General features: G+C 58.5%; 18 protein-coding genes. 3 read left to right on the top strand and 15 right to left on the bottom strand.

Features of this window, described 5'->3' with window-relative positions:
• Positions 1–71: 71 nt before the first annotated feature.
• From ABEB25_RS00245 to ABEB25_RS00190, 12 genes are all read right to left on the bottom strand, one after another.
• Positions 72–1,358: an HlyD family secretion protein gene (locus ABEB25_RS00245; protein ID WP_345734361.1), complete on the bottom strand. Its 1,287-nt coding sequence runs from the start codon at positions 1,356–1,358 to the stop codon at positions 72–74.
• Positions 1,359–1,370: 12 nt separating this feature from the next.
• Positions 1,371–3,617 (bottom strand): peptidase domain-containing ABC transporter, encoded by a 2,247-nt coding sequence (locus ABEB25_RS00240; protein ID WP_345734360.1) that lies wholly within the window; start codon positions 3,615–3,617, stop codon positions 1,371–1,373.
• A 228-nt stretch (positions 3,618–3,845) separates the two neighbouring features.
• Entirely contained in the window at positions 3,846–3,980 is a 135-nt protein-coding gene (locus ABEB25_RS00235) for a hypothetical protein (protein WP_345734359.1), read from the bottom strand.
• A gap of 184 nt (positions 3,981–4,164) precedes the next feature.
• The gene (locus tag ABEB25_RS00230) at positions 4,165–4,845 is read right to left on the bottom strand and encodes a response regulator (protein ID WP_345734358.1); all 681 of its coding nucleotides are present in this window, start codon (positions 4,843–4,845) and stop codon (positions 4,165–4,167) included.
• Positions 4,826–6,406 (bottom strand): PAS domain-containing sensor histidine kinase, encoded by a 1,581-nt coding sequence (locus tag ABEB25_RS00225; protein ID WP_345734357.1) that lies wholly within the window; start codon positions 6,404–6,406, stop codon positions 4,826–4,828. Before ABEB25_RS00225 ends, ABEB25_RS00230 begins: the two co-directional genes overlap by 20 nt.
• Positions 6,407–6,493: 87 nt before the next feature.
• Entirely contained in the window at positions 6,494–6,901 is a 408-nt protein-coding gene (locus ABEB25_RS00220; protein WP_345734356.1) for a cupin domain-containing protein, read from the bottom strand.
• Between the two features lie 73 nt (positions 6,902–6,974).
• The gene (biuH, locus tag ABEB25_RS00215; RefSeq protein WP_345734355.1) at positions 6,975–7,655 is read right to left on the bottom strand and encodes a biuret amidohydrolase; all 681 of its coding nucleotides are present in this window, start codon (positions 7,653–7,655) and stop codon (positions 6,975–6,977) included.
• A 111-nt stretch (positions 7,656–7,766) separates the two neighbouring features.
• Entirely contained in the window at positions 7,767–9,356 is a 1,590-nt protein-coding gene (locus ABEB25_RS00210; protein WP_345734354.1) for a regulator, read from the bottom strand.
• A gap of 43 nt (positions 9,357–9,399) precedes the next feature.
• The gene (locus tag ABEB25_RS00205) at positions 9,400–10,071 is read right to left on the bottom strand and encodes a cysteine hydrolase family protein (RefSeq protein ID WP_345734353.1); all 672 of its coding nucleotides are present in this window, start codon (positions 10,069–10,071) and stop codon (positions 9,400–9,402) included.
• 56 nt (positions 10,072–10,127) lie between these two features.
• Positions 10,128–11,072, bottom strand: a complete 945-nt coding sequence (locus ABEB25_RS00200; protein WP_345734352.1) for a hypothetical protein — start codon at positions 11,070–11,072, stop codon at positions 10,128–10,130.
• A gap of 183 nt (positions 11,073–11,255) precedes the next feature.
• Positions 11,256–14,879: an ATP-binding cassette domain-containing protein gene (locus ABEB25_RS00195; protein WP_345734351.1), complete on the bottom strand. Its 3,624-nt coding sequence runs from the start codon at positions 14,877–14,879 to the stop codon at positions 11,256–11,258.
• A 125-nt stretch (positions 14,880–15,004) separates the two neighbouring features.
• A complete protein-coding gene (locus ABEB25_RS00190) occupies positions 15,005–16,969 on the bottom strand; it encodes a phospho-sugar mutase (RefSeq protein ID WP_345734350.1) in 1,965 nt (654 codons plus the stop codon).
• Positions 16,970–17,118: 149 nt separating this feature from the next.
• Here ABEB25_RS00190 and ABEB25_RS00185 point away from each other — a divergent pair, with 149 nt between their 5' ends.
• Together ABEB25_RS00185 and ABEB25_RS00180 are read left to right on the top strand one after the other, a co-directional pair.
• Complete coding sequence (locus ABEB25_RS00185) at positions 17,119–17,610, top strand: GNAT family N-acetyltransferase (RefSeq protein ID WP_345734349.1); 492 nt, start codon at positions 17,119–17,121, stop codon at positions 17,608–17,610.
• Positions 17,611–17,618: 8 nt separating this feature from the next.
• The gene (locus tag ABEB25_RS00180; protein ID WP_345734348.1) at positions 17,619–18,146 is read left to right on the top strand and encodes a GNAT family N-acetyltransferase; all 528 of its coding nucleotides are present in this window, start codon (positions 17,619–17,621) and stop codon (positions 18,144–18,146) included.
• A gap of 72 nt (positions 18,147–18,218) precedes the next feature.
• Here ABEB25_RS00180 and ABEB25_RS00175 read toward each other — a convergent pair whose 3' ends face one another.
• Positions 18,219–20,933 (bottom strand): PVC-type heme-binding CxxCH protein, encoded by a 2,715-nt coding sequence (locus tag ABEB25_RS00175; RefSeq protein ID WP_345734347.1) that lies wholly within the window; start codon positions 20,931–20,933, stop codon positions 18,219–18,221.
• A gap of 355 nt (positions 20,934–21,288) precedes the next feature.
• Between ABEB25_RS00175 and ABEB25_RS00170 the strand changes: the two genes are divergently transcribed.
• Entirely contained in the window at positions 21,289–22,707 is a 1,419-nt protein-coding gene (locus ABEB25_RS00170; protein ID WP_345734346.1) for an MATE family efflux transporter, read from the top strand.
• On the opposite strand, the gene ABEB25_RS00165 is transcribed toward ABEB25_RS00170, so the two are convergent.
• On the bottom strand, positions 22,708–23,637 hold the full coding sequence (locus ABEB25_RS00165; protein ID WP_345734345.1) for an ABC transporter permease: 930 nt from the start codon (positions 23,635–23,637) through the stop codon (positions 22,708–22,710).
• Positions 23,634–24,554: an ABC transporter permease gene (locus tag ABEB25_RS00160; protein WP_184207635.1), complete on the bottom strand. Its 921-nt coding sequence runs from the start codon at positions 24,552–24,554 to the stop codon at positions 23,634–23,636. The genes ABEB25_RS00165 and ABEB25_RS00160 overlap by 4 nt, the downstream gene beginning before the upstream one ends.
• Positions 24,555–24,563: the final 9 nt, after the last annotated feature.

The following is a 24,563-nucleotide window of genomic DNA, read 5'->3' as shown; positions in this document are numbered from 1 at the left end:
CAGCCAGGCAAGCATGAAGCAAGCCGCGGCCAAGCACCGACCCACCGAAAAGGAAAGCGGGAGGAGCATCTTCATTTTTTGGTGGGGTCGAGTTTCCCTTCGGCATTTGAGATCAGAGGCGGGAAACCATTGATCTGACGCCACAGTTCAAACCACAGGGGTACTTCATTCAGCATGACCCAAGCATTCGCACGCACCCCTTGACGAAGCCAGCGCTGCTTATCCGGCCAGCCCACATTCACGGGGCCCTGGCCATCTCCCCGGTTCACCACATCATCCGAAGGGCCGATGACCACACGGAAACGGCCTAACCCATCATCCGTCGCATCCACAAAGACGACCTCCCCGCCAAAGGTGCCGATGGCGAGCTGAGGCCAGCCGATCATCTGCACGGCGGGCCAGCCTTCAAAGGCTAAACGGACCGAGCTCCCGGGTGTGACGACACCACCTTCCTCTTTGCGGGCATGGATGAGAGGCATGTCATTGCCACTGACCCAGATTTCTACAAAGCGACTGTCTGTTTCCGGAATGATGATGCAGATCAATGAACCGGGACGCAGGTAAGTGCCATCCGTCGCGGCCACCTGGAGGACGATGCCATCACGCGGAGACTCGACGATCTGGCGCTGCGATTGATTGATCTGCACGTCAATGACTGAGAGGTCACGGTCTGCCGTAGCGACATCGCTATGGGCAGATCCTTTCTGGGCGTGGATGGAGGAAATGGTGGCATCAAAGTCATTGCTGGTGCGCTTCAAGGCTGCCTGGGCAGACTTTAAATCGGCGGTCGTGGAGTCCCGCTGTAGGGTTGCCAGTTCATGCTCACGCTGAGAAGAAAGCCCTTTCTCAAACAAGGCATGGGTGCGTGAGTAGTTCAGGGCCGCTGTTTCAGCAGCAATCTTGGAGGCAGCCACGCGCTGCTCTGCCCCATCAATGGCCTGAGCCTTCGCCAACTCCTGCTGCGTGATCTGCGCGATGAGGGACTCCACCCGGCCTAACGCGAAGTTTCGCCGACTGTCAATCGCCTCGCGCTGGGCTTGAAGATTGGCGATGAGGTCGGGGTCGTTGTCCTGGATCTCCACCACGAGGTCGCCTTTTTTCACACGCTGCCCTTCGACCACGTGCAGGTGCTTGACCCGGCCGGAGACCTGGGCCTCGATGTTGATGCGGCGATCCAGCGGATTGAAGGCGATGACTCTGCCGCTGCCGGAAACAAACTGACGCCAGGGCAAAAAGAAACAGCCCAGCACAAAAGCGATGAAGCCCAGTACCAGCAGACGACTGAATAAACGCGTGTAACGTGTGGCGCCCGCGAGCGAGAGCGCGGGCAGTTGCGGAGAGTTGGCAAAGTCAGTCATAGCAGGTCGGGCTTAGCCTTTGAGCTGGGTCGAAGCGGTGCCATCGGTCAGGTTACAAGGGGCGAGTTGGATCACTTGGTCGCAGAGCTGAGTGACATCATGATCCCGTGTAGTGAGGACGACTGTCCAGGGCAGGGATTTATCCAATATGGCAGCGGAGAGTGTCTTGAAGGATTCGGTATCTAGGCTGTCAAACAACTCGTCAATGAGAAGGAGGCGAGGCCGCTGCACGAGTGAGCGTGCCAATAGCAAGCGGGTGCGCTCATTCCCAGAGAGGGGGGCACCACCGATCTTGAGCCGTAGATTGAGCCCTTCAGGCCGGGCTAAAAGTTTATCCAGCAAGCCCACACGCACGAGCGCCTCGCGGATTTCATCCATGCCGATATCGGCCCGGCCAAGGCGAAGGTTTTCAACCACGGTGGCGTCCACGATTTCATCCCGGCGCAGGAGCTGCACGTGGTCCCGCAGAGCCTCGAGATACCAGCTCCGCAGATCCAGCCCATCAATGCAGACATGCCCCGACGTGGGAGTGCGCAGGCCGAAGAGGATATCCAGCAAAGAGCTGGCCCCGGCACCGTGCGGGCCGACGATGGCCGCCCGTGCCCCTGACTGGATGGTGAAGGTGCGGAGATGAAACAGGAGGGCATGCTCGTTATAACCAAAGCTGAGACTATCCGCCACGACGGAGGCCCCACCTTCTTTCTTCACCGGCTGCTCTCCTGTTTCGCGCTCGATCTCCAAGTCGAAAATGTGCCCCAGCTTATCCATGGCCGCCATGGCGTCATACCAGGCCTCCAGCTTTTTCCCCATTTTAGCCAAGGAAGCCACGATGGCACTCATGATGAGCTCACTGGCCACCAACTGGCCCAGGGTGATCTGCTGACTAACGACCAGCCAGCCACCTAGCACGAGCAATGTTGCCCCCGCCAGGACGGAAAGAATGAGCAGGCCGATGATCTGCCGCATGACCACCCGAAAGTGCGCGGAGCGACGCATGACATACTCAGAAGCGAGGTGATTCGAGCGCTCATAAGCGAGCTGATAACCACCGGGGCCTTTGAAGAGAAAGGGGTAAGCGGCGATCTCCTCAAACCAATTCACTAGGTCATACTTCGTGCGCGACTCTGCAATGCTGGTCTCCACAGCGCCGCGCCCACACAACCAGAGCACCAGCACAATGAGCAGGAGCAAGATAGCCACAAACATCAACAGCACCGGGTGATACAAAGCCAGCAGCACCATGCCGATGAGGCTGCCGAGGGTCAAATTCACCCCATCCAGCAAGAGCAGCGCGGTGCTTTTCTGCGCGGTGACCACATCTAAAAAGCGATTCACCAACTCAGGAGCGTGGACGCCTTCCAGCGACTCTGCCCGCACGCGGGGGAGACGATAAGCGAGGTCTGCCGCCGCCCGCACAAAAATGCGCCGCTGGATGATGTCTGAAATGTAATACTGTAGGCCTGTGATCAAGGCCTGGAGAGACAGGGCGGCCATCAAGGCCACGCCCACGATGACCAAAGCCTGGAAGTAAGGCTGCGACTGCCCTCCGAAGGCGAGATTACTAACCACCGCATCCACCGCCAAAGGGGCCGCTAAGTAAAGGATACCAGAGAAGACGGAAAAGATGAGCAGCGTTACAATCTCCTGCCGCTCCGCTTTCAAAAGCCGGAAGAAACGAGTGACTGGGCTCAGATGAATGTGCGCATGCCCATTTCCATGGCCATTTCGATGCTGGCCCGCCCCATTGCTACCATACATCTGCGCATGCCGGGCCTGGGCTGCATGCACGCTCATGTCATGCGCGGCGCGCTCTGGATGCACGATACCGGCTTCGACGACTTCCTTGATCCCGCTGAGGCCCAGTTTGGCCGCGAGCTCCTTCCGCGTGATGCTGCGGCGGGCCGTGGGATGGTCCCCCTCTGCGATGCGAATGCTAAACCAGCCTGCGAAGGTGATGACGATCCAACTCTCTTCCTTCTCGGACCAAATGATCACCGGGGTGTCATTCTGGGCCTGCCACACCAACTCGGTGATCGGTAGGCGCACAGGAGAGACATGGATGTACACCTTAGACGCTGCGCTGACCAGTTGCCCTAGCGGCTCGCTCTCGGCCTGGGTCGCGTTTTGCACCGCGATCTTCGCCCGCTCATGATCATACTCCGTTCCAGTGATGGCACTCAACTGCGCCAACGTGTTCACAGACAGGGGGCGTGTAGGTTTGTCAGCAGGTGAGTTGCCGGAAGGTGAAAGCGCAGGCATTCAGGGAGTTTTTTGCGGAATTACTACGATAGATGCAGGATCAGGGTTGTCGTTTTTCAATGCTATTTCGTCACATTCATACAGTTAGCCCATCTCAGAAAGGCTGGGCCACTGCTAGCACGAATTTCCAAAGGGCATCAATGGAACGTCGAAAAAAAATCGGCCATCCACAGCTTACGGAGGATGGCCGATTTAAGAGGGAACACGCGGAGTGTGACAGATTCAGAACTAGCGGTTTTTGATGCTCTCGTTCTTTTCTGCGCGGCTCAAAGACTGAATCCAGTACTTTGCGGCCACGATGACGCCAACGATTAAGACAGCAGCGATGACGTCGTATTCAGCGTTCCTGGAAAGTTCAAGCATGGTTCTCATAATGGCAGCATGTGATGGGTGGATATGACTTATCGTAAGCGTGGACCACAGCGTGCGGTGCACAGTCTAATATACTTCCATGCTGCGCCAGGAGGGCACTGCGACCAATGAGCAGCCTCTCGCGCTAGATCTCAGCATTTTGCTGAGATGCCCTCAGCGGGGGGACGACTCAGCCTCACCCCTGTTCCGCAGCCCAGCGGGTGGCATGGTGCACCAGCTCAGTGTTATTTTTCAGCCCCAGTTTCTTTTTGATTTGGCTGCGGTGAGTATCCACAGTTTTGACACTGAGATGAAGTAAGCGCGCGACTTCTTGCGGCTCCTTCCCCTGCCCGATCAGGCGATAGACCTCAAATTCACGATCGGTCAATTTGGTAACGGACGCCCCTTCCTGCTTGGGGTGCTGGGAGCTCGCCAGGGCATCCAGGATGAGTGTGGAAATACGCTCACTCACCGATATCCCACCCGCCAAAACTTTACGGATGGCCTGGATGACTTTCTCGGGCCCCTCTTGTTTCATGATGTAACCACGCCCTCCGGCCCGGATGACACGTTCCGCATAAAGCGTCTCGTCATGCATGGAGATCATCAAGACGGGGATGTGAGGATAGGCTGCACGGACGTCTTTCAGGGTCTCCAGTCCGCTCTTATCAGGCAGGCTCATGTCCATCATCACGAGGTCTGGATTCAGCTTGGCAATGGCTGCCATGGCCTGCCCCGCATCGTGCGCCTCACCACAAACGGCCAGGTCGGGTTCCATGCCTACAAGACCCGTGAGACCAGCCCGGAAGACGGGATGATCATCCACGATCAACACACGTTGGGGGGAGGCTGGCGTGTTAGAGCTTTTTGAGGCCATGAGGAGAAGAGGTTGGTTTGGAAGCTGGCGGCAGCGGGAAAACGCAGGTTACACAAGTGCCGCGTTTTGCAGCTTTCACAATTTCGAGCGTTCCGAAGATCATTTCTGAACGATAGCGCATGATGCGCAGGCCCATGCCTTCATGCATGGCCGCAGGTTCCTTGATGCCGAGGCCGTCATCAATCACCGACAAGGCGGCCTTGCCCCCGCGTCGGGAGAGGCGGATGCGCACGTTTTGAGCCCGCCCATGACGCACCGCATTGTTGATGGCCTCCTGGGCGATGCGGTAAAGGTGGATGGCGCTGCGCTGATCCTCCAGCATGATCACTGCGCGTGATTCAAACTGGCAGGTGATTCCAAACAAATCCGCCGAACGTTCCGCCAAGTTCTTCAACGCCGCACCTAGACCACCCTGCTCTGGAGCCACTGGATGCAGGCCACGCGCCAGAGCGCGGGTGTGGTTCAGCGATTTGCCAAGCAGGGTGCTCAGCTTCAGCGCGGCCTCTTGCTCACGGGCTCCATTGGCAGCCAAGGTGCGGGCGAGAACGTCGGCCATCATCCACGCCCCGGCCAGTTGCTGCCCCAGGTCATCATGCAAATCCTGACCGATGCGGCGCTGCTCACGCTCGCTGATGCGCAAGATTTCCTCCTCGAGCTGCCGCCTCGCGGCGATCTGGCCGCGCAGCTCTGCCGTGCGTTCTTCCACCCGGCGCTCCAGTTCTGCATTCAAACGCAGGATGGTTTGCTCCGCCTGTTTACGCTCGGTGATGTCGCGTGAGATCTTCGAGAACCCGGCCAGGCGGCCATGGGCATCGCGGATGGGAGAGATGGTCAGCGAGACATCCAGAATGGCTCCATTTTTATGACGGCGCTGCGTTTCGTAGTGATCAATGCGGAGCCCGCGCTCGATCATGCGCTTAAAGACCGCCTCGTCATCTTCGGCCTGGGGTGGCCGCAGGAAGGACATGGTCCGGCCCACCGCCTCTTCCTGGGTATAACCAAAGATGCGCTCTGCACCGGCATTCCAGGTATCAATTTCACCGTCCAGATTCATGGTGATGATGGAGTCGTCTGTGGTCTCCACCACCGCCGCCATGCGTCGGTTCATGGCCTCCGCAGCCTCACGTTCCGTGATGTCACGGGCGATGCCACCGATCTGGTGCGGGCGGCCATTTTTTCGCGAAAGAATGATCCCACGGTCTGCCAGCCAGCGCACTTTGCCATCCTTGCCCTGCACGCGGTAATGCACCTCGTAATGATCCGTTTTGCCCGTGAACCAACGCCGCAAAGCGGCACGCACCGCCTTTTGATCATCGGGATAAATGGATTCTTCCCAGAGCTGAGGCTGCTCTCGAAGCTCCGCCAGACTCACACCCCAGACACGCTCAAAAGCCGGGCTGACATACGAAAAACGCGGCGGGTCCACCTCACGAAACCAAAGCACATCCCCGATGTTTTCCACCAGAAGCCGGAAATGCTCTTCATAAGAATCGGTGACGATTTCAGGTAGGCTTTCGCGCTTGGGTAGGCGCGGAGACTTGGTGGCAGCTCGCTTCTTCATAGAAAGCGAAAACTAACCACCGGAGGCTCCGCATGCCAGCGCGGTTTCCCACCATGAGCTTTTTTCTTATATCCGACTCAATAACGCTCATTCGTCCGGCTTGAGAGGCCGCTCCATGAAGCGGACGGGTTTCTCATAGATCGCCAGCACGATGCACCCGGCCTCACTCACCACGCTGTGATACGTGCCAGGGGGATGGATGCGCAGAGAGCCTGCATGAATGATGCCATTTTGATCCCGCTGGCTACCGGCCAGGACCAAGATGTGCTCCCAGCCTTCATGCAAATGCATGGGCACACGTGCTTCTTTGCGGAAACGAATGAGCGCCGCCGTAGGGCCCGTGATGCCATCTCCATAGAAGCGATAGATATCTACCCCGTCACGAAAATAACTCCAGGGAATGTCCTCCTCCTGAGCTAAAATATTGAAGATGTCCTTCAGCTCAAAGTGAGGAAAACTGAAGCTAGGCGGGGGAGAGGGATCGTCTGGATTCACAATGGAAGACTCGGTAAAAAAAGCCGGGATGCCTGCGATTAAAAACTGGGGAAGATCGGTGACTAGAGATGGTTTAAGAAGTGATCGCTCGGATGAAGGCAGCGGAGTCGCTCACGGCTCCAAACACACCGCCCTGCATTTTGATCATTTTCAGCGCAGCAAGATGGTTGCCATGATCGGTGGCGCCGGTGCAGTCAGACAGCATGAGGCATTCAAAGCCACGATCATTCGCCTCACGCATGGTGGTGTGCACGCAGACATCCGTGGTGATGCCTGCGAGGACGATGTTTTGGATGCCCTTTTGCCGCAGGAGCATGTCGAGATCCGTGCCGTAAAAGGAGCCTTTACCCGGCTTATCAATGATGGCCTCTCCTGGCAGAGGGTAGAGCTCCGGGATGATGTCCCACCCTGGTTCCCCACGTGTGAGGATGCGCCCACAGGGCCCGGCATCGCCTATGCCTGCTCCGATACGCTGGCTACGCCATCGTTTGTTAGCCGGGAGGTCTGAGAGATCTGGCCGGTGCCCCTCACGGGTGTGCATCACGTGGTAACCCTGAGCACGCGTAGCCTCAAAGACGCGCTTGATGGGCTCGATGGGCGCGCGGGTGAGGCTGAGGTCGTAACCCATTTTGTCCACGTAGCCACCGGGGCCACAAAAGTCGGTCTGCATGTCAATGACCAGAAACGCGGTATTCGCGGGCCGCAGGTCACCATTGTAGGGCCAGGGATAAGGATCAGCTTCGACGTAAGGCATGAGAAGGATTGTTTTGAAAAATTCTGTAGCAAAGAGTGAACCAAGTTCGGGTGGCCCTGCGGTTAACCAGACCGCAGAACCACCCGACTCTCTCACCAACACCTGAAGAAATCAGTCGGCGGCCATGGGAAGATGCCCGTGCAGTTCTTCCTCCTCGGCAGGTTTAGGAGCCACCACGGCGTATTTGGCGCAGCCCGCCAGCACCAGGCCCACCAGGACGTAGCTGCAAGCGATCACGGGGGATTCACCGATGCCTATCTTCTCCCCATGCATGAGGCCGAAGAAGGTGAGCAAGGCCCCAGTCAGGGCGAAGTAGGACCCAATGGCGAACTTCCGATCAATGACGAACACCGCGATGGCAGGGAGGATCACCCCACTCAAAATCGCTCCCCCGCCCAGCACCTCCAGGCCGTGATAGAGCACACCCACTTGGCCTAACTTATCCAGCCCCACCGCTGCTGCATTGGTGCCGGCTGCGCCTAGGGAATTATCAATGAGCAACTTGCCCCAGGCCGCCAAGTGAGGTGTGAGGGCCAGAATGACCGCAGGCGCATGGCTCTTCGGCGTTTCCTGGAAGGCCTGCGCCCCAATCAACATGCCGATGTAAAGTAAGATGGGTGAGATGGCCACGATGGGGATCAATGATGACATCAGCGAGATGATGCCAAAGGTGCAGAAGATAATGACCACCACCCCCGTGGCTGCCGAGTAGCCGATGCGCCCGCCCATGGACTTCCAACCCGGATGACCGATGTAAACGGCATTGATGAAGGGGTTGCCCAAACTGCAACCGATGAGGCTGATGACACCGTCTGCGGTCAGCACTCGTGTGGTGGGGAAATCATCGCCCGCCACCGCAGCGCTTTCCACATTGTCTAGGGCCTCGACCAAATCATAGATCCCAAAAGGAATGGCCGTGACGAGGATCACCCCGAGAAACTCAAAGCCGGAAAAGATGTGGCCAAAGGCAGGCAGCGGAATCGAGAAACCAAAGTTGCTAAAAGAACCCGTCAACTTGGCCAGAGTCATGTCACCATAATTCAGACCGAAGAGATTCGACCCCCAAGCGATGACGCTGCCCACGGCAATGGCGATCAGACCCGCCGGGATGCCTTTGTAATAACGCACGCCGCCGAACCAGCTCAGCAAAATGATGGCGAAGCAGACCACCCCAATGACAGGCGTGGTGAACATTTCCAAAGCAGGGCGCATGGAGATGAAGCTGATGGAAACCCCCGCAAGCGTGCCGAGCAAGGCGGCCCGTGGAGTAATCTTGCGAATGACTGGCGCGATGAATCCACCAATCATCAAGACGAAACTTTGGATAAAAACCCAGGTCAACCCAGCTTCCCAACCTTTGATCGGATCTCCCGTCTGCAAAGAAATGGGCAGCATGATGACAAACACCACCACAAACATGTGCGGCACACTGGTGCCCGAAGGCAGCGCACAGACATCATTGCGCCCGGTCTTCAGCGCCAGCTTGTAGGCTAGCCAGGCGTAGTAAAGCGTGCTGAGACAGAGCATGAGACCGGTGGCGGGCAGGATGCGGCCAAAGACGATTTCATCCGGCATCTTCAGCACAAAACGCAGCAGCGCTGTGAGGGTGAGCAAGTTGACAAGGATATTGGTCCCGAAGCCGAAAAAGGCATTCCAGTCTCCCGGGGTCCAGATTTTAGGTTTGTTATCAGAGGCAGTCATGGCAGAAGCAGAGGTGTTTGCGATCCATTGATTTCATCAGTAGTTAGGCCACAGCGGGAATGATCTTGGAAGAGTCTGAGACCCAGCCAAAGATCCCCCCTTGGGCTTTGATCATTTTCAGCCCCATCTCCTGAAAGATGGGGAAGTAGGAGGCCACACAGTCCTCCGGCACGAGACATTCGTAACCGCGGTCATTGGCCTCGCGCACGGTCGTATTCACACAGACCTCCGTGGTGACCCCTGTTACGACCAACTGGGTGATGCCCAGATTTTGCAAAATGGCATGAAGGTCCGTGGCGAAGAAGGCCCCTTTCCCCGGTTTATCTATGACCGGCTCCCCCCGGAGCGGATAGAGCTCAGGGATGATGTCATGTCCTTCTTCACCACGGATGAGGATGCGCCCCATGGGCCCTGTATCGCCGATGGTCTTCGCCCCGTGACCGCGGACTTTTTTAGCAGGTGGCAGATCCGCCAGATCCGGGCGGTGCCCCTCACGGGTGTGCAGGACCTGCAACCCCGCTGCCCGCCACGCCGAAAGCAGCTTTTGGTTAGGCACGATGGCTTGACGGAGCTGGGAAACATCATTGCCCAACATCTCGCCAAAGCCGCCGGGCTCCAAAAAGTCACGCTGCATGTCAATGATGAGCAGGGCACATTTAGCAGGCAGCAACTCAAAGACGTAAGGCTCTGCCTCGATGTGGATGGAGTCATTCATAGCAATGATCATGGGTTTCCGGTCAGAGGGCTTCAGCGCGGATAGCGTGCCGGGTTTTAAAAGAAGATGGAAACACCGCCGTGAAACTGCACGAGGTCACGCTTCCGGCTGCCATCGGCCCCCAGCACCTGGTTGCCATCCAAGAGACCGGGATTATTCAGGTGGTAGTATTTCACGCCGGCGTAGACGGACCAGAAGCCCATGCTTTTTGGCACGAAGGTCAGCGGCACTGTGGCCACCGCCCCTGTGCGAATCAACGCCACACCGGAACCACCGCCGGTGCCGTCGAACTGCTGGTAAAAGTCATTGTCCGAGTAATTCAGGAAAGTTGGAAACTCGAACTTCACCTTCTTCAGGTCAATCGTGGGTGTCATGCCGACGGTGAAGTAGTGGCTCTCGCTGGAAGTGGCGGGATTGAAGGCCACTGTGGCTTTGTTCTTCAACTCTTTCCAAAAGGCGATGTAGGGATTGATGGAGAAGACCTTGTTACCCGTGTAGGCAGCGTCGTTGAAGGACAGCTTCAGTTCCAGATGTTGCGAGGTCGGGAAGGCTGACACCATGCTCTCGAAGGCGGTGTAGTTGACATCGAACTGCCAGTATTTGGCGAATTTGAAAGCGAGTCCGGCGATGGGGTCGAACTCGTTCCAGTTGCCTTCATCCGGGCCGGACTCACGGCTGTGGATGGAACTCCACACGCCTGTGGTGAGAGTGACGTCATTGAGAAAGCCATCTGGATTCGAATACAGATTCCAAAACACCAAGAACAGCGGCTGCACGATGAGGCCCTGATTCTCCACATTCAGACCACGCGGCGTGATGTAGTGATCTGAAAAATCCACCTTCAGCAAGGCATGCACCCACTGGGAGGGAGGAGGCTCAACGATGGGGGAGATGACGGCTTTGTCGCCCGCTTGAAGCGAGCTTGGAGTGAGGGCCAAACAGGCTCCGAATGCGAGGAGCGCAAGGGTGCTCTTGAAGGGATGTGGGAGGGATGTTTTCATGGGAGTCGGGATGCTTCCGGTGAAGCAATGACTCCTCATGGCATTTGCGATGCCAACGCCACTCAACGATCCTTAACCCACTTAAAACCAACGCTTTACAAAATCACACCGCTTACTCTCAGCGTCCAAGGTTGAGGGTATCTGTTGCGCGGCGCAACACGTGCAACGCAACACCCAGCCTCCTCAAACCCGCGTAAGCTGACGGCGCAGGGAGATCTCAATGACGGTGATCAAAACGGCCAAGGTCATGAAGATGACCATGGCATTGATCCACAGGGTATCGAAGTCTGTACCGAAGTAGCGTTTCACCGTGCCGAAGAACACATTGGGCTGGATTTTACGACGGTAATCCGTGCGCTCCATTTCTGCTTTGGTGACGAGGTCCAGCACCTTGCGGTTCACATAGATCTCTTCCGCACTGATGCCGTCTTCCTGCTCCAGAGCGCTTTGCAGCAGCTTGGGCGTGACTCTGCCGCGCATGGTGGCATCGCGAATCTCACGCAGTTTGGCTGCTGCCTCGCGCTCCGTTTTCGCATAGAGACCTGAGACCACCGCCAGACCTTGTTTGGCCGCATCCAGATCACGCTGCTGGTCCGACGTCATCTTGATGTCCTTCGGCAGATTCACCAATTCCTGAATACGCGCCTCGAGCTGGTCTTGCGCAGCCGTGAGGGGATTCAATTTTGCCTGAGAAATCAGCATGGCCTCATAGCTCCAGCGCAGGGGCATGAACTGGCAGATGAAGGGGACCTTGAGCTTGCTCGGCTCGCTCTCCTCCGTCACACCGGCTTTGTCCAACCAGCGCTGCATGGAGTAAACGAAATCGAGGTTCTTGTTCATCTCCTCATACTTGATAAGTGCCCCGCCGAGAATGATCTGCGGGATGAGGATGAGCGGGATGGCATTGATGGCGGTGCGGTTATCCGTCACCACGCTGGAGATGAGCAGGCCTAGACAGATGCCGGTAAGTGCGGTGACAAACATCCACCAGAGATGGACAAAAAACATGTCTCGTATCTCCAGCACGTTGTTGCCGATGAGCAGGTAAATGAAGCACTGAATGAGCGCAAAGGTGCTCAATGAAATGATCTTGCCACTGAGGTAATAGAACGTGCGCAGGTTATGGTTACGCTCTCGACTCAGGGTGTGACGGTCACGAATGATCTCATCCGCACTGTTCGTTAGGCCCAGGAACATGGCCACCACCAGACTCATGAAGAGGTACGTGGGGATGTGGAAGGCGGTGGCGTAGGTGTAACTTTCCTCCTCGCTGTATTTCAGCACGCTGGAAATGAGGAAGCCCAGCAGAGGTGCCTCAAGCAAGGTGGTGAGCAGGTTGGTGCGATTGCGCAGTTTGCTCAGAAAGGCGCGCTTCAGCAGGGTGTAAAAGAGGATACTCTCTTCCCGCAGTGTGTGTTTGGGAGGTTTGGGCATGGCCCGTGAGCGGCCCGTGGTGTGGGTATCTTCTCGTGGACGGGCGATGAGATTTGTGCTGCCAGGGAAGGCCTGTGCCTTCGCCATGCTCTCCAGCATGAGGTGGCTCTGGTAGCGGTCGCGCCAGAAATTCGGCGGGAAACGCCGGGCGGCGACGAGGTGGCCATCGGCACTGCGTTCCTGGATGATGTCACCGCTGATATCGCGCAGAGGCGTCTCCAAAACATCGAATACAAAGTCAGGCGTCAAGTTGCCCGGCATCTCGGCTTCGCGCTGGCCAGTCTCGTCGTTGTAGGCCTTCCAGAAATACTCGATCATGCCCTGCGGCGTGCCGAAGTAGGCTAGCTTCCCGCCTTTATCCAGCAGCAGGGCTTTATCAAACATCTGGAGCAGCCTCATGCTGGGCTGGTGGATGGAGGTGAGAACGATCTTGTTACGCGCCAGGCTGCGGATGATCTCCAGCACGTGCTCACTGTCCTTCGAAGACAGGCCGGAGGTGGGCTCATCGAAGAGATAAACATCGGAGATGCCGATCATGTCCAAGCCGGCATTCAGACGTTTGCGCTCACCGCCCGAGAGGTACTTTTGCTGCGGGGTACCAGCGAGGCGTTTTCGCATGTCTGCCAGGCCTAATTCGGCCAGCTTGGCCTCCACGCGTTTGCGCCGCTCTTCTGTCTTCAAATGCGGGCAGCGGACGGCAACGGAGAAGTCCAGGTTTTCCTGCACCTTCAGCAGTGGGTCAAAGGCATCCTCCTGCGGGATGTAGGCGATGTAGGGGGTGAGATTGTGGAGATTGTTATACAGCGAGAGGCTGTTCATCAGCACTTCCCCACCCCGAGTTTTAAGCTGCCCGCCGAGCACGCGCAGCAGGGTGCTTTTGCCACAGCCGCTGGGGCCCATGACGCAGATCATTTCCCCACGACGAGCGATGAAGCTGATGCCGTCCAGGGCGGTATCGCGCCCGTCAAAGCGGTGGGCCAGTTCGCGCACTTCCATCTGGCGGATAGTATTGCGCTCTTCCTCGATGATGCGGTCGCTGAAATGACAGCGCAGAAACTGCCCTTCCCCCAGCGTGATGGTATCGCCATCGCTGAGCATGATGCGGTCACGAACGGGAATCTGGCCGACGTAGATGGGGCGGGAACTGCGCAGCACCTCCAGCTCGCCCGTTTTCTGGGAGTAGTTGCACTCGATGCGCAGGAGGATTTCCCCCTCGGTGTCTTCAGAGAGGAGAATGTCTCCTTCATCCAGGAGCTCCGGTTTGTTAGAAACCAGGTACGTATTGCGGCTGCCTTCCAGGCGGAACTGACCGCCAAATTCCTGGGCGCGCACTCGCAGATCCCGCAGGGAGATTTCGATCTCGCCCTGGGCGATAATGCTGTCTTCAATGGAGGCCTCGACAATGGTGCCCTCTTTAAGAGCCACGCCATTGATCGTCGCATCCGTACTGCGCAGGGCCTCCACCGTCACGCCGAGACCGAAACTGACGCGCAGATTCGTCCCACGTCCGCGCTGCTGGGCGATTTCGGCATCGCCTGTCTCAGTGAGGGTAAGGTAGAGCTGAGAGCCGGTGACCGTCTTCTTCGAATTGAAGTATGAAATGAGGTCGTTGTAATCCAGCGTCACGTCCTCTAGCACCACGCGCTCGCCCGGATAGAGGCGGGAGAAATCCCCCGGTGGCTGGCGGCGGCTGCGCACCAGGATGGGGATGCCGCCAGTGTTCTTCAGCAGCACCAAATTTTGAAAGCGGAAGGCGACGACGGAGCAGTCGGCGGAAAGTGACCGCAGCAACACATCGCAAGCATCACCCGAGCCCACTCGCAGCGTTTCCAAAGGCTGGCCACTTTTGCTGGCGAAGTCCTCTTCGGTCGGCTTGTCTCCGGCATTGAGCTGATAGACGATGTCAATGGCCTGGGCGGCAATGCCCAGATTGGTCATGAAGAGGTAGAACTCCACCATCTGCCGCTGATTTGTCAGCGAGCTGGAGATGAGGAGGTAGAGCTGCACACAGAGCAGGATCTTTTGCTCCATGGTCAGCTCATTGCTCAGTTCCTTCGCCCGCTGGGCCAGGTCCTGAGGCTGCTGCAAGGCCTCAAAATAAAGGCGGCGCATGTCCGCATAGATGGCCCCGCTGTAATCATAACGCAGGTAGCCCAGGGAGGACTCGATTTCCTCCTCCTCCACCTCGCCATCCAGTTTGGAAAAGCCTGCAAAGACCTCGATCAACACGGGCAGCATGGAATTGCGCGTGGAGGTGGTGAGGATGGAGCTATCCTCCCCCTTCCACAGTTGCCACCAGTGCTTGGGCTTCAGCCAACTCAACGGCTCCTGCGGCGCATTCTCAGGCCGCCGGTGCAGGGGTGGTCGGGACATTTGGGCAGTGCTCATGCAGAGGAATGCCCTGGGTGACTCTCCCAGGGCGCGCGACTATCGGCGGTCTGAGTCACGTAGCAACCCAGACTGCGGAAGAAAGCATGGAATGAAACAGGAGGCAGAAATCAGGCCAGACGGCTGTCGATGTCCTTCTCCAGCCAGGTCCACATGCTCTCCAGCGAGGCGGAGACGCGGGTCTTCGCCGCAGCCAGTTCATCCGCGGTGAGCTTTTGCCCAGCCGCAGGCACCTGACGGCCAAACATGTAGTATTTGATCTTCGGCTCCGTGCCGGAGGGACGCACGGCAAAGCTGCGGCCATCGGCTAGGTCCACAAAGAGCATCTTCTCCTTGGAAACCACTTCGCCTTCTTCGTCGCTGATCTCGTCCTTGCGGAAATCGCGCACATTGACCACGGCGCTGCCGTCCACTTCCGTGGGAGGATTCGAGCCGTAAGTGTCTGCCAGTTTGGCGATCTGGGCAGCACCGCTGGCACCTTCAAAGACTTTGCTCTGGTTTACTTCCAGGAAGTAACCCACCTCGCTGTACACCTCGTCCAGCAGCTCCACCACGGTCAGGCCACGGGAGGCCGCGTAGGCAGCCAGTTCGGCGAACATGACCACCGCGCCGTTGCCATCCTTGTCGCGGCTGAAGTCATCGCCCATGTAGCCGTAGCTTTCCTCACCGCCGAAGACGAGGAACTTGCTGTATTGGAGACGAGCGGCGCGGGATTCTGCGGCGGGCAGGTCGCGATATTTCGCCAGGATTTCCGCTGGCAGCGCGGCTTCGTATTTCGCCAGCTTGGCGCTGATCCATTTAAAACCGGTCAGGGTATTGATGCACTGCACGCCATACTTGGCGGCGATGGTGTCCTGCATCGGGCTGGTGACGTAGGTCTTGAGGAAGACAGCGTTTTTACGCGTTTCGTCGTTGAGGATGCCGAGATCCGTCATCGTCTTCAGGCGATACCAGCCCATGAGGGAACCGGTCTGGTTGCCAGTGAGCAGCACCATTTCACCCTGCGCATTGCGCACACCCACGCCCATGCGGTCGCAATCGGGGTCTGTGCCGATGACGATGTCTGCGCCTTCTTTGTTCGCGAGATCCACAGCCATTTTCAAAGCTGGGGCATTCTCTGGATTCGGCGATTTCACGGTCGGGAAGCGGCCATCGCGCACGTCCTGCTCAGGCACGGTGAAGAAATTGAAGCCGAGACGCTTCAGCAGCACGGGCACCAGCACGCCACCTGCTCCGTGAAGGGCGGTGTAAACGATCTTGAGGTTTTTGGCCTTCTCGTTCTTCAGCAGCTCCGGCTGCAGCATCATGGTCTCCACACGTTTGAGGTAGATCTCATCCAGCTCTTCGCCCAGCATCGTCAGTTTGCCCTGCTGATCTTCCGGCAGCGGATTGTAGGCCTCATCCACGATGGCATTCACTTCCTTGATGATGCCGGTGGCATGGGGTTCCACAATGCCTGCGCCATCGCTGTAATTGACTTTGAAACCGTTGTCGTGGGCTGGGTTATGAGAGGCCGTGATCATCACGCCGGCATCGGCTCGCAGGTGGCGGACAGCGAAGGACATTTCTGGCGTGGCGCGGCAACCATCAAAAAGATAAACATCCGCCCCGTTGTCCATCGCGATCTGAGCACACTTCTGGGCGAACTCGGCGGAGAAATGGCGAGTGTCATGGCTGAACACGATACTCGGCTTGCCCGTCAGGCCTGCGGTAGCGCGGTAGGTCTTCGCATAGGCGACGAGGCCACGTGTGGCACGGCCCACGTTGTAGTAGTTCATCGAGTTCGTGCCCACACAGGGATGATCTGGGCGCTGATCTGCGGCCGCGTTGCCGCGCTCCGCGATCGTCACCACTTTACCCACCGTACGTCCACGCAGACCACCGGTGCCAAATTTGAGAGCTTGGAAAAAGCGATCGTTCAGCTCATCCCACTGGCCCGAGTTCGCCAGCTCTTCGATGCTGGAGCGATAGACCGGATTCTCACTGGCAGAGAGAAGCGCCTGGATGTTTTCAAGGCTGGATGGCAGGAGCTTGCCGGATTCGGCGGCGGACTGGAGAGTGGCTTCAAGGGACATGGTGTGGCGAGAATAGCGGGAAGCCCTCGTTTGGCAATGCGTTGCAGTGGTGAATTTACCTGCTGTGCAAAGTCGGGTGGAGGATACAGCCAATTCAGGCTTGGCAGGCGATTCGCCCCCGCTCACAATCCAGGTGAATCATCACCCTCATGCCAGCCACCCTTACCACCCGCGCAGCGACTGAAGCCGATGTGCCCACCATCCTGGCGCTGATCCACGAACTGGCCGAGTATGAAAAACTGACTCACGAGGTGGTGGCCACGGTGGAGAGCCTGCTGGAAACGCTCTTTTGCCCGAACCCCTGTGCCGAGGCGCTGATGGGCTGCGTGGATGGGAAAGCCGTGGGCTTTGCGCTGTATTTCCAAAACTACTCTACCTTCCTCGCTAGGCCAGGCCTGCACCTGGAAGATCTTTATGTGCAGCCTGCGCATCGTGGCTGTGGCCTGGGCAAGGCGCTGATCACCGCCGTGGCCCGCATCGCCTATGAGCGGGGCTGTGGGCGTTATGAATGGACGGTGCTGGACTGGAACACGCCTGCCATCCGCTTTTACGAAAGCCTGGGCGCTGAGATGAAAAGCGACTGGCGCATCATGCGCGTGACAGGCCCCGCGCTGACCGCCATGGCGAAACTTTCCACCTAACAGAAAGCATGACCTGGATCGACTGCGGCCCTCAGCACCTGGAAGCCATCCGCGCCATCTTCAATGAGGCCATCGCCAACTCGACGGCTCTTTATGAGGATGAACCGAGATCGGTGGCCTTCATGGAAGCGTGGTTCGCCGCCAAACAAAAAGCTGGTTTCCCTGTGATGGGCCTGATCAATGACGAAGGGGTGCTGATGGGCTTCGCCAGCTACGGGCCCTTTCGCTCGCATCCGGGTTACCGCTTCACGGTGGAGCATTCCATCTACCTGGATGTACGCTTTCGTGGCCAGGGTTTGGGCACGCTTTTTTTAGAGCGTCTCGTGACCACTGCGCAAGACCAGGGGCACCACCTCATGATCGGCGTCATTGATGCCGACAACGTCGCTAGCATCCGCCTGCATCAGCGCCACGGCTTCACCCCCTGCGCCCACATCCGCGAAGCCGGATACAAATTTGGCCGCTGGCTGGATGTGGTGATGTACAGTATCCATCTCTCTCCGAGAGATGGGCTTGGGGGATCGAGAAAAGGGTGAGCGTTGAGGGGACGAAGATGAAGATTGGAATTAGGGACGTCGCCCTGGATCGCATCACTCGGAGAGTGATGACTACTGTACGGGACCCAGGCTCTGAAGATAGGCCATGAGGTGGATGACTTGCTCTTCGCCCAGGGCGGTGAGCAGACCTTCGGGCATGAGGCTCATGGAAAGCTGCTGCTGCTCGGTGATATCGCCGCGCTCCAGCGTCAGTCTTTCGGCGGGAGTCTGGACGGTGACGGTCTTCGGATTTTGCTCGGGGATCACGCCGGTGATGGTGCGCCCATCCTTCAGCTTGAAGACGGTCATACGATAGTCCGCCGGCACGATGGCGCTGGGATCCAGGATGTTTTCGAGGAGGTAGGTCAACTTGTGACGATCTCCACCGGTGAGGTCGGGGCCGATCATGCCACCTTCGCCGTAAAGCTTGTGACAGGCGGCACAGGCGGCCATGAAGACCATCTTGCCTTTAGGAGCTTCACCTTTGGCTAGGGCGGCCGGGGTCAAGGCGGCGGTCCACTTGGCCATCTCGGCTTTCTTGGCCTCTGGGGTATCGCGCAGCTCGCCCCAGACTTCGGTCAGCCTTTTGGTTAGGGCTTCATTCTTCAAGCTGACGATGGCACGGGCTTGATAAGGTGAAATGACGGAGGCGGGGACCTTCCCGGCTTTGAGGGTGTCCAGCAAGGCATGGGCATAAGCGGGACGGCTGATGAGTGTATTCACCGTGGCCGTCTGCTGCTCCAAACTGCGACCGGGCCAGGGCTGAAGCAGGGCCTTCGGAATGCTCGGGTCATCATAGGCAGCCAGGGCACTACGGGCTTCGGTACCGATGACTTTGTCATTCACCAGACCGCGAATGAGGGGCAGTAGCTCGGGCTTCGCACTGCGGGTGAGGCTGGCGAAGGCATTGCGACGCGCGGAGGCATCGCCTTCCGTGTCTTTGATGATGGGGATGAGTTCCTCCATCGGGCGACCGCCGCCAAAGACGGTGGAGAGTTGCTGGGCCGACTTTTGCGACTCATCCGCAGTCAGGGTTTTCGCCACTTCATCCCAGCCCTTCGGTTTAGGGGCTTTGTTCCAGCCATTCAGCGCGGCAGACATGCCATCGAGAATGTCTTTTTGCAGCTCGGGCTGTTTGCCAAGCAGGGCCACCAAGGCTTCCACCGCCGCAGGCTGTTTTTCGATTTCTTCCGTGATGCGACGGGCCACCAAACGGCGCACCGTCGGGATCTTGGCGCTGGCGATGAGTTCCACGCCGCGCATCGGATCGGCCGCCACGGCAGGCTCGATGCCATACCAGATCATGAGCGGCTGCTGGCGATCATTGGCGTCTTCAGCATGTTGAGCAAGAGCGGTGGCGATGGGCCAGCGGTCTGCCAATTCACGACGCTGCATGGAGGAGGCCAGACGAAGTCTGTCCAGGCCATCTTTGCTTTCAGCAGCACTCAATGCCGGCAAGGCAGTAGGCTGTGGCCCCGAGGCGTTTTCATACGCTTTGAGCAATGCCGTCCTTGTCTGCCAGTTATTCTTGGAGGAATCCCCTTTGTCTTTCCCGTCATACACAATCTTGTAAATGCGTCCGCTCGTCCGATGCACGCCGTCGTTGTCGTGGCACTCACCGGAGTCACTCCAGTCGGAGACGAAGACGTTGCCATCGGGGCCGGTGATGAGGTCGAGGCCACGGAACCAGGGGTCTTTGGCCTGCATGAAATCAGGGGCGTGTTTGCCGACGTAACCGCAGCCTTCGCGCTCCAGGGTGTCCACATTGATTCGGCGTCCGTGGAGGTTGCAGGTGAGCATCTTGCCATGGTACTCTTTCGGCCAGGTGCCGCCCTGATAGATGAGCATGCCGACGTGGGCATGGCCGCCGCCGAGTTCCAGGGTCTTGTTACTGATGCCGTTGCGGATGTCGCTCCATTTTTCAGCACCGGTGTCCCAATGGAAATGGTCGGCCGTCTGCTCGATCACTTCATAAACATGCGGGTTCAGGTGGGTGCCGAACATGCGGCGATAGTAGGCCCCTGGAATCACATGCCAGAGGTGGCCGATGACGGTATTGATCATGAACAGCTCCCCTTCCGCGTTCCAGTCATGGCCCCAGGAATTGGTGCCGCCATGGGCCACGGTCTCCAGGACTTTGCGCGTGGGGTGATACCGCCAGATGGCGCAGTTCATCTTTACACGCTTTTCGTTAGGCGTTCCGGGAGCCCCCACAGCGGAAGTATCGGTAATGCCGTGGCGGCCATACAGCCAGCCGTCCGGTCCCCAGCGCAGGCCGTTGACGATGTTGTGGCCGATGGTCTTGGTGTTGAAGCCGTCCAGCAGGATCTGCGGTACGGCATCTGGCACGTCGTCGCCATTTTTGTCGGCGATGAAGCTCAGGGTGCCGTCGTTTAAAATCCAGGCTCCGCTGTGGCCCCACTCCACGCTAGTCAGATAAGCGCCCTGGTCCCAGAAGACCTTGCGGCCATCGTGTTTGCCATCGCCGTCTTTGTCTTCCAGGATGATGATGCGGTCGCGCAGCTTGGTGTCCCAGCGGGCGGGGTTTTCTGCATAGGTGTAGTTTTCTGCCACCCAGAGGCGGCCCTTGGCATCCCAGGTCATAGCGATGGGCTGCTGCACATCCGGCTCTGCGGCGAAGACCACGCACTTGAAGCCCGGTGGCAGTTGCATCGTGGCGGCGGCTTCCTCGGCGGACATGGGATCGCCTTTTTCGGAATTGAAAGGTTTCGGGAAATCAGCAGCGAACGCCGAGGTGGCGAGCAGGGGCAAAAGCAGACGGTTCATAGGCAGGGCAAAGCAAAACGGGCGAGAAGGAGAAAAACTCACGTCGCAGTATGAATCTTCTCCCCACTTCAACAAAAGCCTTCTTTCTGCGGAATGAGGGGCAGGTGACAAAAAGGCACCTCACCTAGGAATTGACATTTCACCGCCGCGATGGCAGCCTAACGACATGATTCGGATTGCCCGCCCCAAATTTGACGCCCTGCCAGGCTCTCGCCTGGCTGGACAGGGGCCTGTGGCAGGCTGAGTGCACCGAATCTGACGACACTCCCACCACGGCTCCCCTCACCCCGGGCCGTGGTTTTTTTGCGCCGCTGCCCGTCCCTGCACTCTCCCCCAACCTTTCGCGGCAGCGTTTATGCATTCCTCTCTTTCTTCATCGCCTGTTACACCGCCACCTCAGCCGTGGCCCACCTTTGCCCAGGAAAACCGGGCGACATTAAAACTCGCGCTCCCCCTCATCTCCGGCCAACTCAGTCACATGCTGATGGGCGTGTCTGATACGGTGATGATCGGCAGTGTGGGGGTCGTCTCGCTCGGTGCGGCCACCTTTGCCAATACCCTGCTGGCCGTGCCCTTTGTGGTGGGCATGGGGCTGCTGAGCTCCGTCTCCGTGCGGGTCTCGCAGGCGCATGGGGCCAAACAACCCGAAGATGCCAAAAGCGCCGTCATTCACGGCACCTGGCTGGCTCTGGGCCTGGGCCTGGTGGTGGTTCTCGCCACGCTGTTGCTCATCCCCTTACTGGGCCATTTCAGCCAGCCGGGGGATGTCACGCTGCAGACGCCCATTTACCTGCTGCCCTGTGCGGTTTCCCTGATCCCCTCGCTCATCTCGCTGGTGTGGAAAAACCATGCCGATGCCCTAAACCGTCCCTGGCCTCCGTTCTGGATCACGCTGGGGTCGGTGTTTCTGGACATCCTGCTGAACTGGCTGTGGATCCATGGCAAGTGGGGCTTCCCCGCCATGGGGCTGGCAGGCGCAGCTTACTCCACCCTGGTCTCGCGCACGCTGTGCATGATCGCGCTTTTTGTTTGGCTGAAAAACAGCCGGACGCTGCACCTCTGGACACCGCAGAAGTGGTGGGTGCGGTGGCAGAGGTCCGAGTTCGCCAGCCTGCTGAAGATCGGCATTCCCACCAGTTTTCACCAGTTGGCGGAGGTCACGGCCTTTGTGCTGGCCTCGCTCATGATCGGCTGGCTAGGCGTGGTGCCGCTGGCCTCACATCAGGTGGCCATCACCTGCATCGCCACGGCCTACATGGTGCCTTTGGGCATCTCCATGGCCACGACCGTGCGGGTGGGCGAGATTGTGGGGGCGAATCAGCGGCCGCGTTTGCATCGGGTGCTCCTGGGCAGTTGGATTTTTGCCACGTCCTTCATGTCGTGCTCCATGCTGGTCTGCTTCCTGTGGGGCGAGCCCCTGGCGCGGGCCTTTGTCAATGAACCGGAGGTGATCAAACTCACCGCCTCGTTGCTCCTGGTCGCGGGACTTTTTCAACTCTTCGACGGGCTCCAAGTCGTCTCCGCCGCCGCCCTGCGTGGCGTGGATGATGTGAAGGTTTCCGCCTGGATCGCCGTGCTGGCTTACTGGATCATCTCGCTGCCTTTAGGCTGGGTGCTGGGCATTCAAAGAGGCTGGGGGGCCACCGGCATCTGGGCCGCCCTGGCCGTAGGTCTCGGCATCGCCGCCGTGCTGCTCATGTGGCGGGCGTGGAAGTTGCTGGGGGTGGGGAAAGAAACGTCCGACAACCTCTTGGTGGAGATCGCCGACTCCTGATCACACCCCCGCATCCGACTTCGGATCCAGGGCATCGCGCAGGGCATCGCCGATGATGTTCAGCGCGAGCAGAGTGGCACTGAAGAAGAGACCAGGGCCGATGAGGAGCCAGGGGTAGGTTTCCATGCTGTCGGCGCCTTCGCGGATGAGGACGCCCCAGCTAGCATCAGGCGGCTGGATGCCCAGGCCGAGGAAGCTCAGCGTGGCCTCCAGCAGCATGACGCCGGGGACGGTGAGGCTGGCGTAGATGATGACCGGCCCCATGACATTCGGCAGCATGTGCTTGAACAAGATGTGCCAGAAACCTGCGCCACTGGCCCGGGCGGCGAGGACGAATTCCAGGTTTTTCAAAGCCAGCACCTGCCCACGCACCACCCTCGCCATGGTTAGCCATTCCACAGCCCCGATGGCGACAAAGATGAGCCACAGCTCCCGTCCAAACACAAGCACCAGGATGATGACGAAGGTGATGAACGGAAAGGCGTAGAGGACATCCACCAGCCGCATCATCAGCGCATCCAGACGGCGCGTGGTGAGCCCTGCGATGAGGCCATAACCGACGCCAATCACCGACGCGACACCCGTGGCGAGAATGCCCACGAGCAGCGAGATCTGCCCGCCTTTCAGGATGCGCGTGGCGAGGTCGCGCCCCAGTGGATCCGTGCCTAACCAATGCGCAGCGGAAGGGCCTGCGGCCTTGAGATTCAGGTCCTGGTCACTTTGCGAATAAGGCGACACTAGCGGCCCTAAAAGACAGATGCCCACAAGCGCCACCATAAACAGCATGGCCGCCACGGTGATGCGGCTGCGCGTCAGCCGCCGCCAGGCGCGCTGGCCGGGGGATTCTGAAGTCGGTGACCGCAGGGGCACCAAGACCGCTTTGTCGGCTGAGGGCTGGAATCCCTCGTTGCTGGGAATCACATCGCTCATGATTTGAATCCGATGCGGGGGTTCAGCAGCGCTTGGAGGAAATCCACCAGCAGATTGAAACCGATGATCAGCACGGCGTAAAAGGCAGCGGTGGCCATGGCGAGGACAAAATCCCGGTTCACTGCTGCACCGACGAAGTGCTGACCTAAACCGGGAAGCTGAAAGACGGTTTCGATGACGATGGAACCCGTCATCAACCCAGCGGCGGTGGGGCCGAGATAGTTCAGCACGGGTAGGCAGGCGAGCTTGAACGAGTGACGGAAAACGATAGCCAGTTCAGAAGCGCCTTTGGCCCGAGCCGTGCGGATGAAATCCTGCGCCAAGGTTTCCCGCAATCCCCCGCGAGTGAGCCGGGCGATGTAGGCGCTGTAGATGATACCTAACGTCAAGGATGGCAAGACCCAGTCATCCCAATCATACCAACCCGCCGCATTGAACCAACGAAGTTTTAACCCTAGCACCAACGCCACCAGTGGCCCCAGGACCATGCTTGGCGTGCAGATGCCCAGGGTGGCCATGAGCATGCAGGCGCGGTCATCGAAGGTGTTTGCACGCACCGCCGCCAGGGCACCCATGGGGATGCCGATGCCGATGGCGATGGTGAGTGCTGCCAGGGCAACGGTGGCCGAGACCGGAAAGGCCTGCACGATGATCTCATCCACCCCACGTCCTGGATTCTTCGTGGAAGCCGGAAAATCGAACGTGGCAAAGCTGACGAGGTGCCGCCACAACTGCACGTAAACGGGCTGGTCCAGCCCGAGGGCGATGACCTGCTTTGCACGGATGTGGTCCGGGATGTTTCGTTCACTCTGCAAAGGCGAGCCGGGGGCCATCTTCAGCAGAGCAAAGGTGATCACCAGCACCCCAAGGATGACGGCAAGGCCCTGCAAAAGGCGGCTGAGGAGGAAACGGAGCATCGGCGGGTG

The organism is Prosthecobacter algae, from assembly GCF_039542385.1.
GTDB classification, from domain to species: domain Bacteria; phylum Verrucomicrobiota; class Verrucomicrobiia; order Verrucomicrobiales; family Verrucomicrobiaceae; genus Prosthecobacter; species Prosthecobacter algae.
Note: the sequence above shows the minus strand (reverse complement) of the source record. Positions and strands in the feature narration are given on the sequence as shown.

Coding starts and splice junctions, on each gene's coding strand:
- ABEB25_RS00195 (WP_345734351.1), bottom strand. CDS start 14,879: ATGTCCCGACCACCCCTGCACCGGCGGCCTGAGAATGCGCCGCAGGAG.
- ABEB25_RS00185 (WP_345734349.1), top strand. CDS start 17,119: ATGCCAGCCACCCTTACCACCCGCGCAGCGACTGAAGCCGATGTGCCC.
- ABEB25_RS00210 (WP_345734354.1), bottom strand. CDS start 9,356: ATGACTGCCTCTGATAACAAACCTAAAATCTGGACCCCGGGAGACTGG.
- ABEB25_RS00200 (WP_345734352.1), bottom strand. CDS start 11,072: ATGAAAACATCCCTCCCACATCCCTTCAAGAGCACCCTTGCGCTCCTC.
- biuH (WP_345734355.1), bottom strand. CDS start 7,655: ATGCCTTACGTCGAAGCTGATCCTTATCCCTGGCCCTACAATGGTGAC.
- ABEB25_RS00235 (WP_345734359.1), bottom strand. CDS start 3,980: ATGCTTGAACTTTCCAGGAACGCTGAATACGACGTCATCGCTGCTGTC.
- ABEB25_RS00245 (WP_345734361.1), bottom strand. CDS start 1,358: ATGACTGACTTTGCCAACTCTCCGCAACTGCCCGCGCTCTCGCTCGCG.
- ABEB25_RS00165 (WP_345734345.1), bottom strand. CDS start 23,637: ATGAGCGATGTGATTCCCAGCAACGAGGGATTCCAGCCCTCAGCCGAC.
- ABEB25_RS00170 (WP_345734346.1), top strand. CDS start 21,289: ATGCATTCCTCTCTTTCTTCATCGCCTGTTACACCGCCACCTCAGCCG.
- ABEB25_RS00160 (WP_184207635.1), bottom strand. CDS start 24,554: ATGCTCCGTTTCCTCCTCAGCCGCCTTTTGCAGGGCCTTGCCGTCATC.
- ABEB25_RS00230 (WP_345734358.1), bottom strand. CDS start 4,845: ATGGCCTCAAAAAGCTCTAACACGCCAGCCTCCCCCCAACGTGTGTTG.
- ABEB25_RS00205 (WP_345734353.1), bottom strand. CDS start 10,071: ATGAATGACTCCATCCACATCGAGGCAGAGCCTTACGTCTTTGAGTTG.
- ABEB25_RS00175 (WP_345734347.1), bottom strand. CDS start 20,933: ATGAACCGTCTGCTTTTGCCCCTGCTCGCCACCTCGGCGTTCGCTGCT.
- ABEB25_RS00180 (WP_345734348.1), top strand. CDS start 17,619: ATGACCTGGATCGACTGCGGCCCTCAGCACCTGGAAGCCATCCGCGCC.
- ABEB25_RS00240 (WP_345734360.1), bottom strand. CDS start 3,617: ATGCCTGCGCTTTCACCTTCCGGCAACTCACCTGCTGACAAACCTACA.
- ABEB25_RS00225 (WP_345734357.1), bottom strand. CDS start 6,406: ATGAAGAAGCGAGCTGCCACCAAGTCTCCGCGCCTACCCAAGCGCGAA.
- ABEB25_RS00190 (WP_345734350.1), bottom strand. CDS start 16,969: ATGTCCCTTGAAGCCACTCTCCAGTCCGCCGCCGAATCCGGCAAGCTC.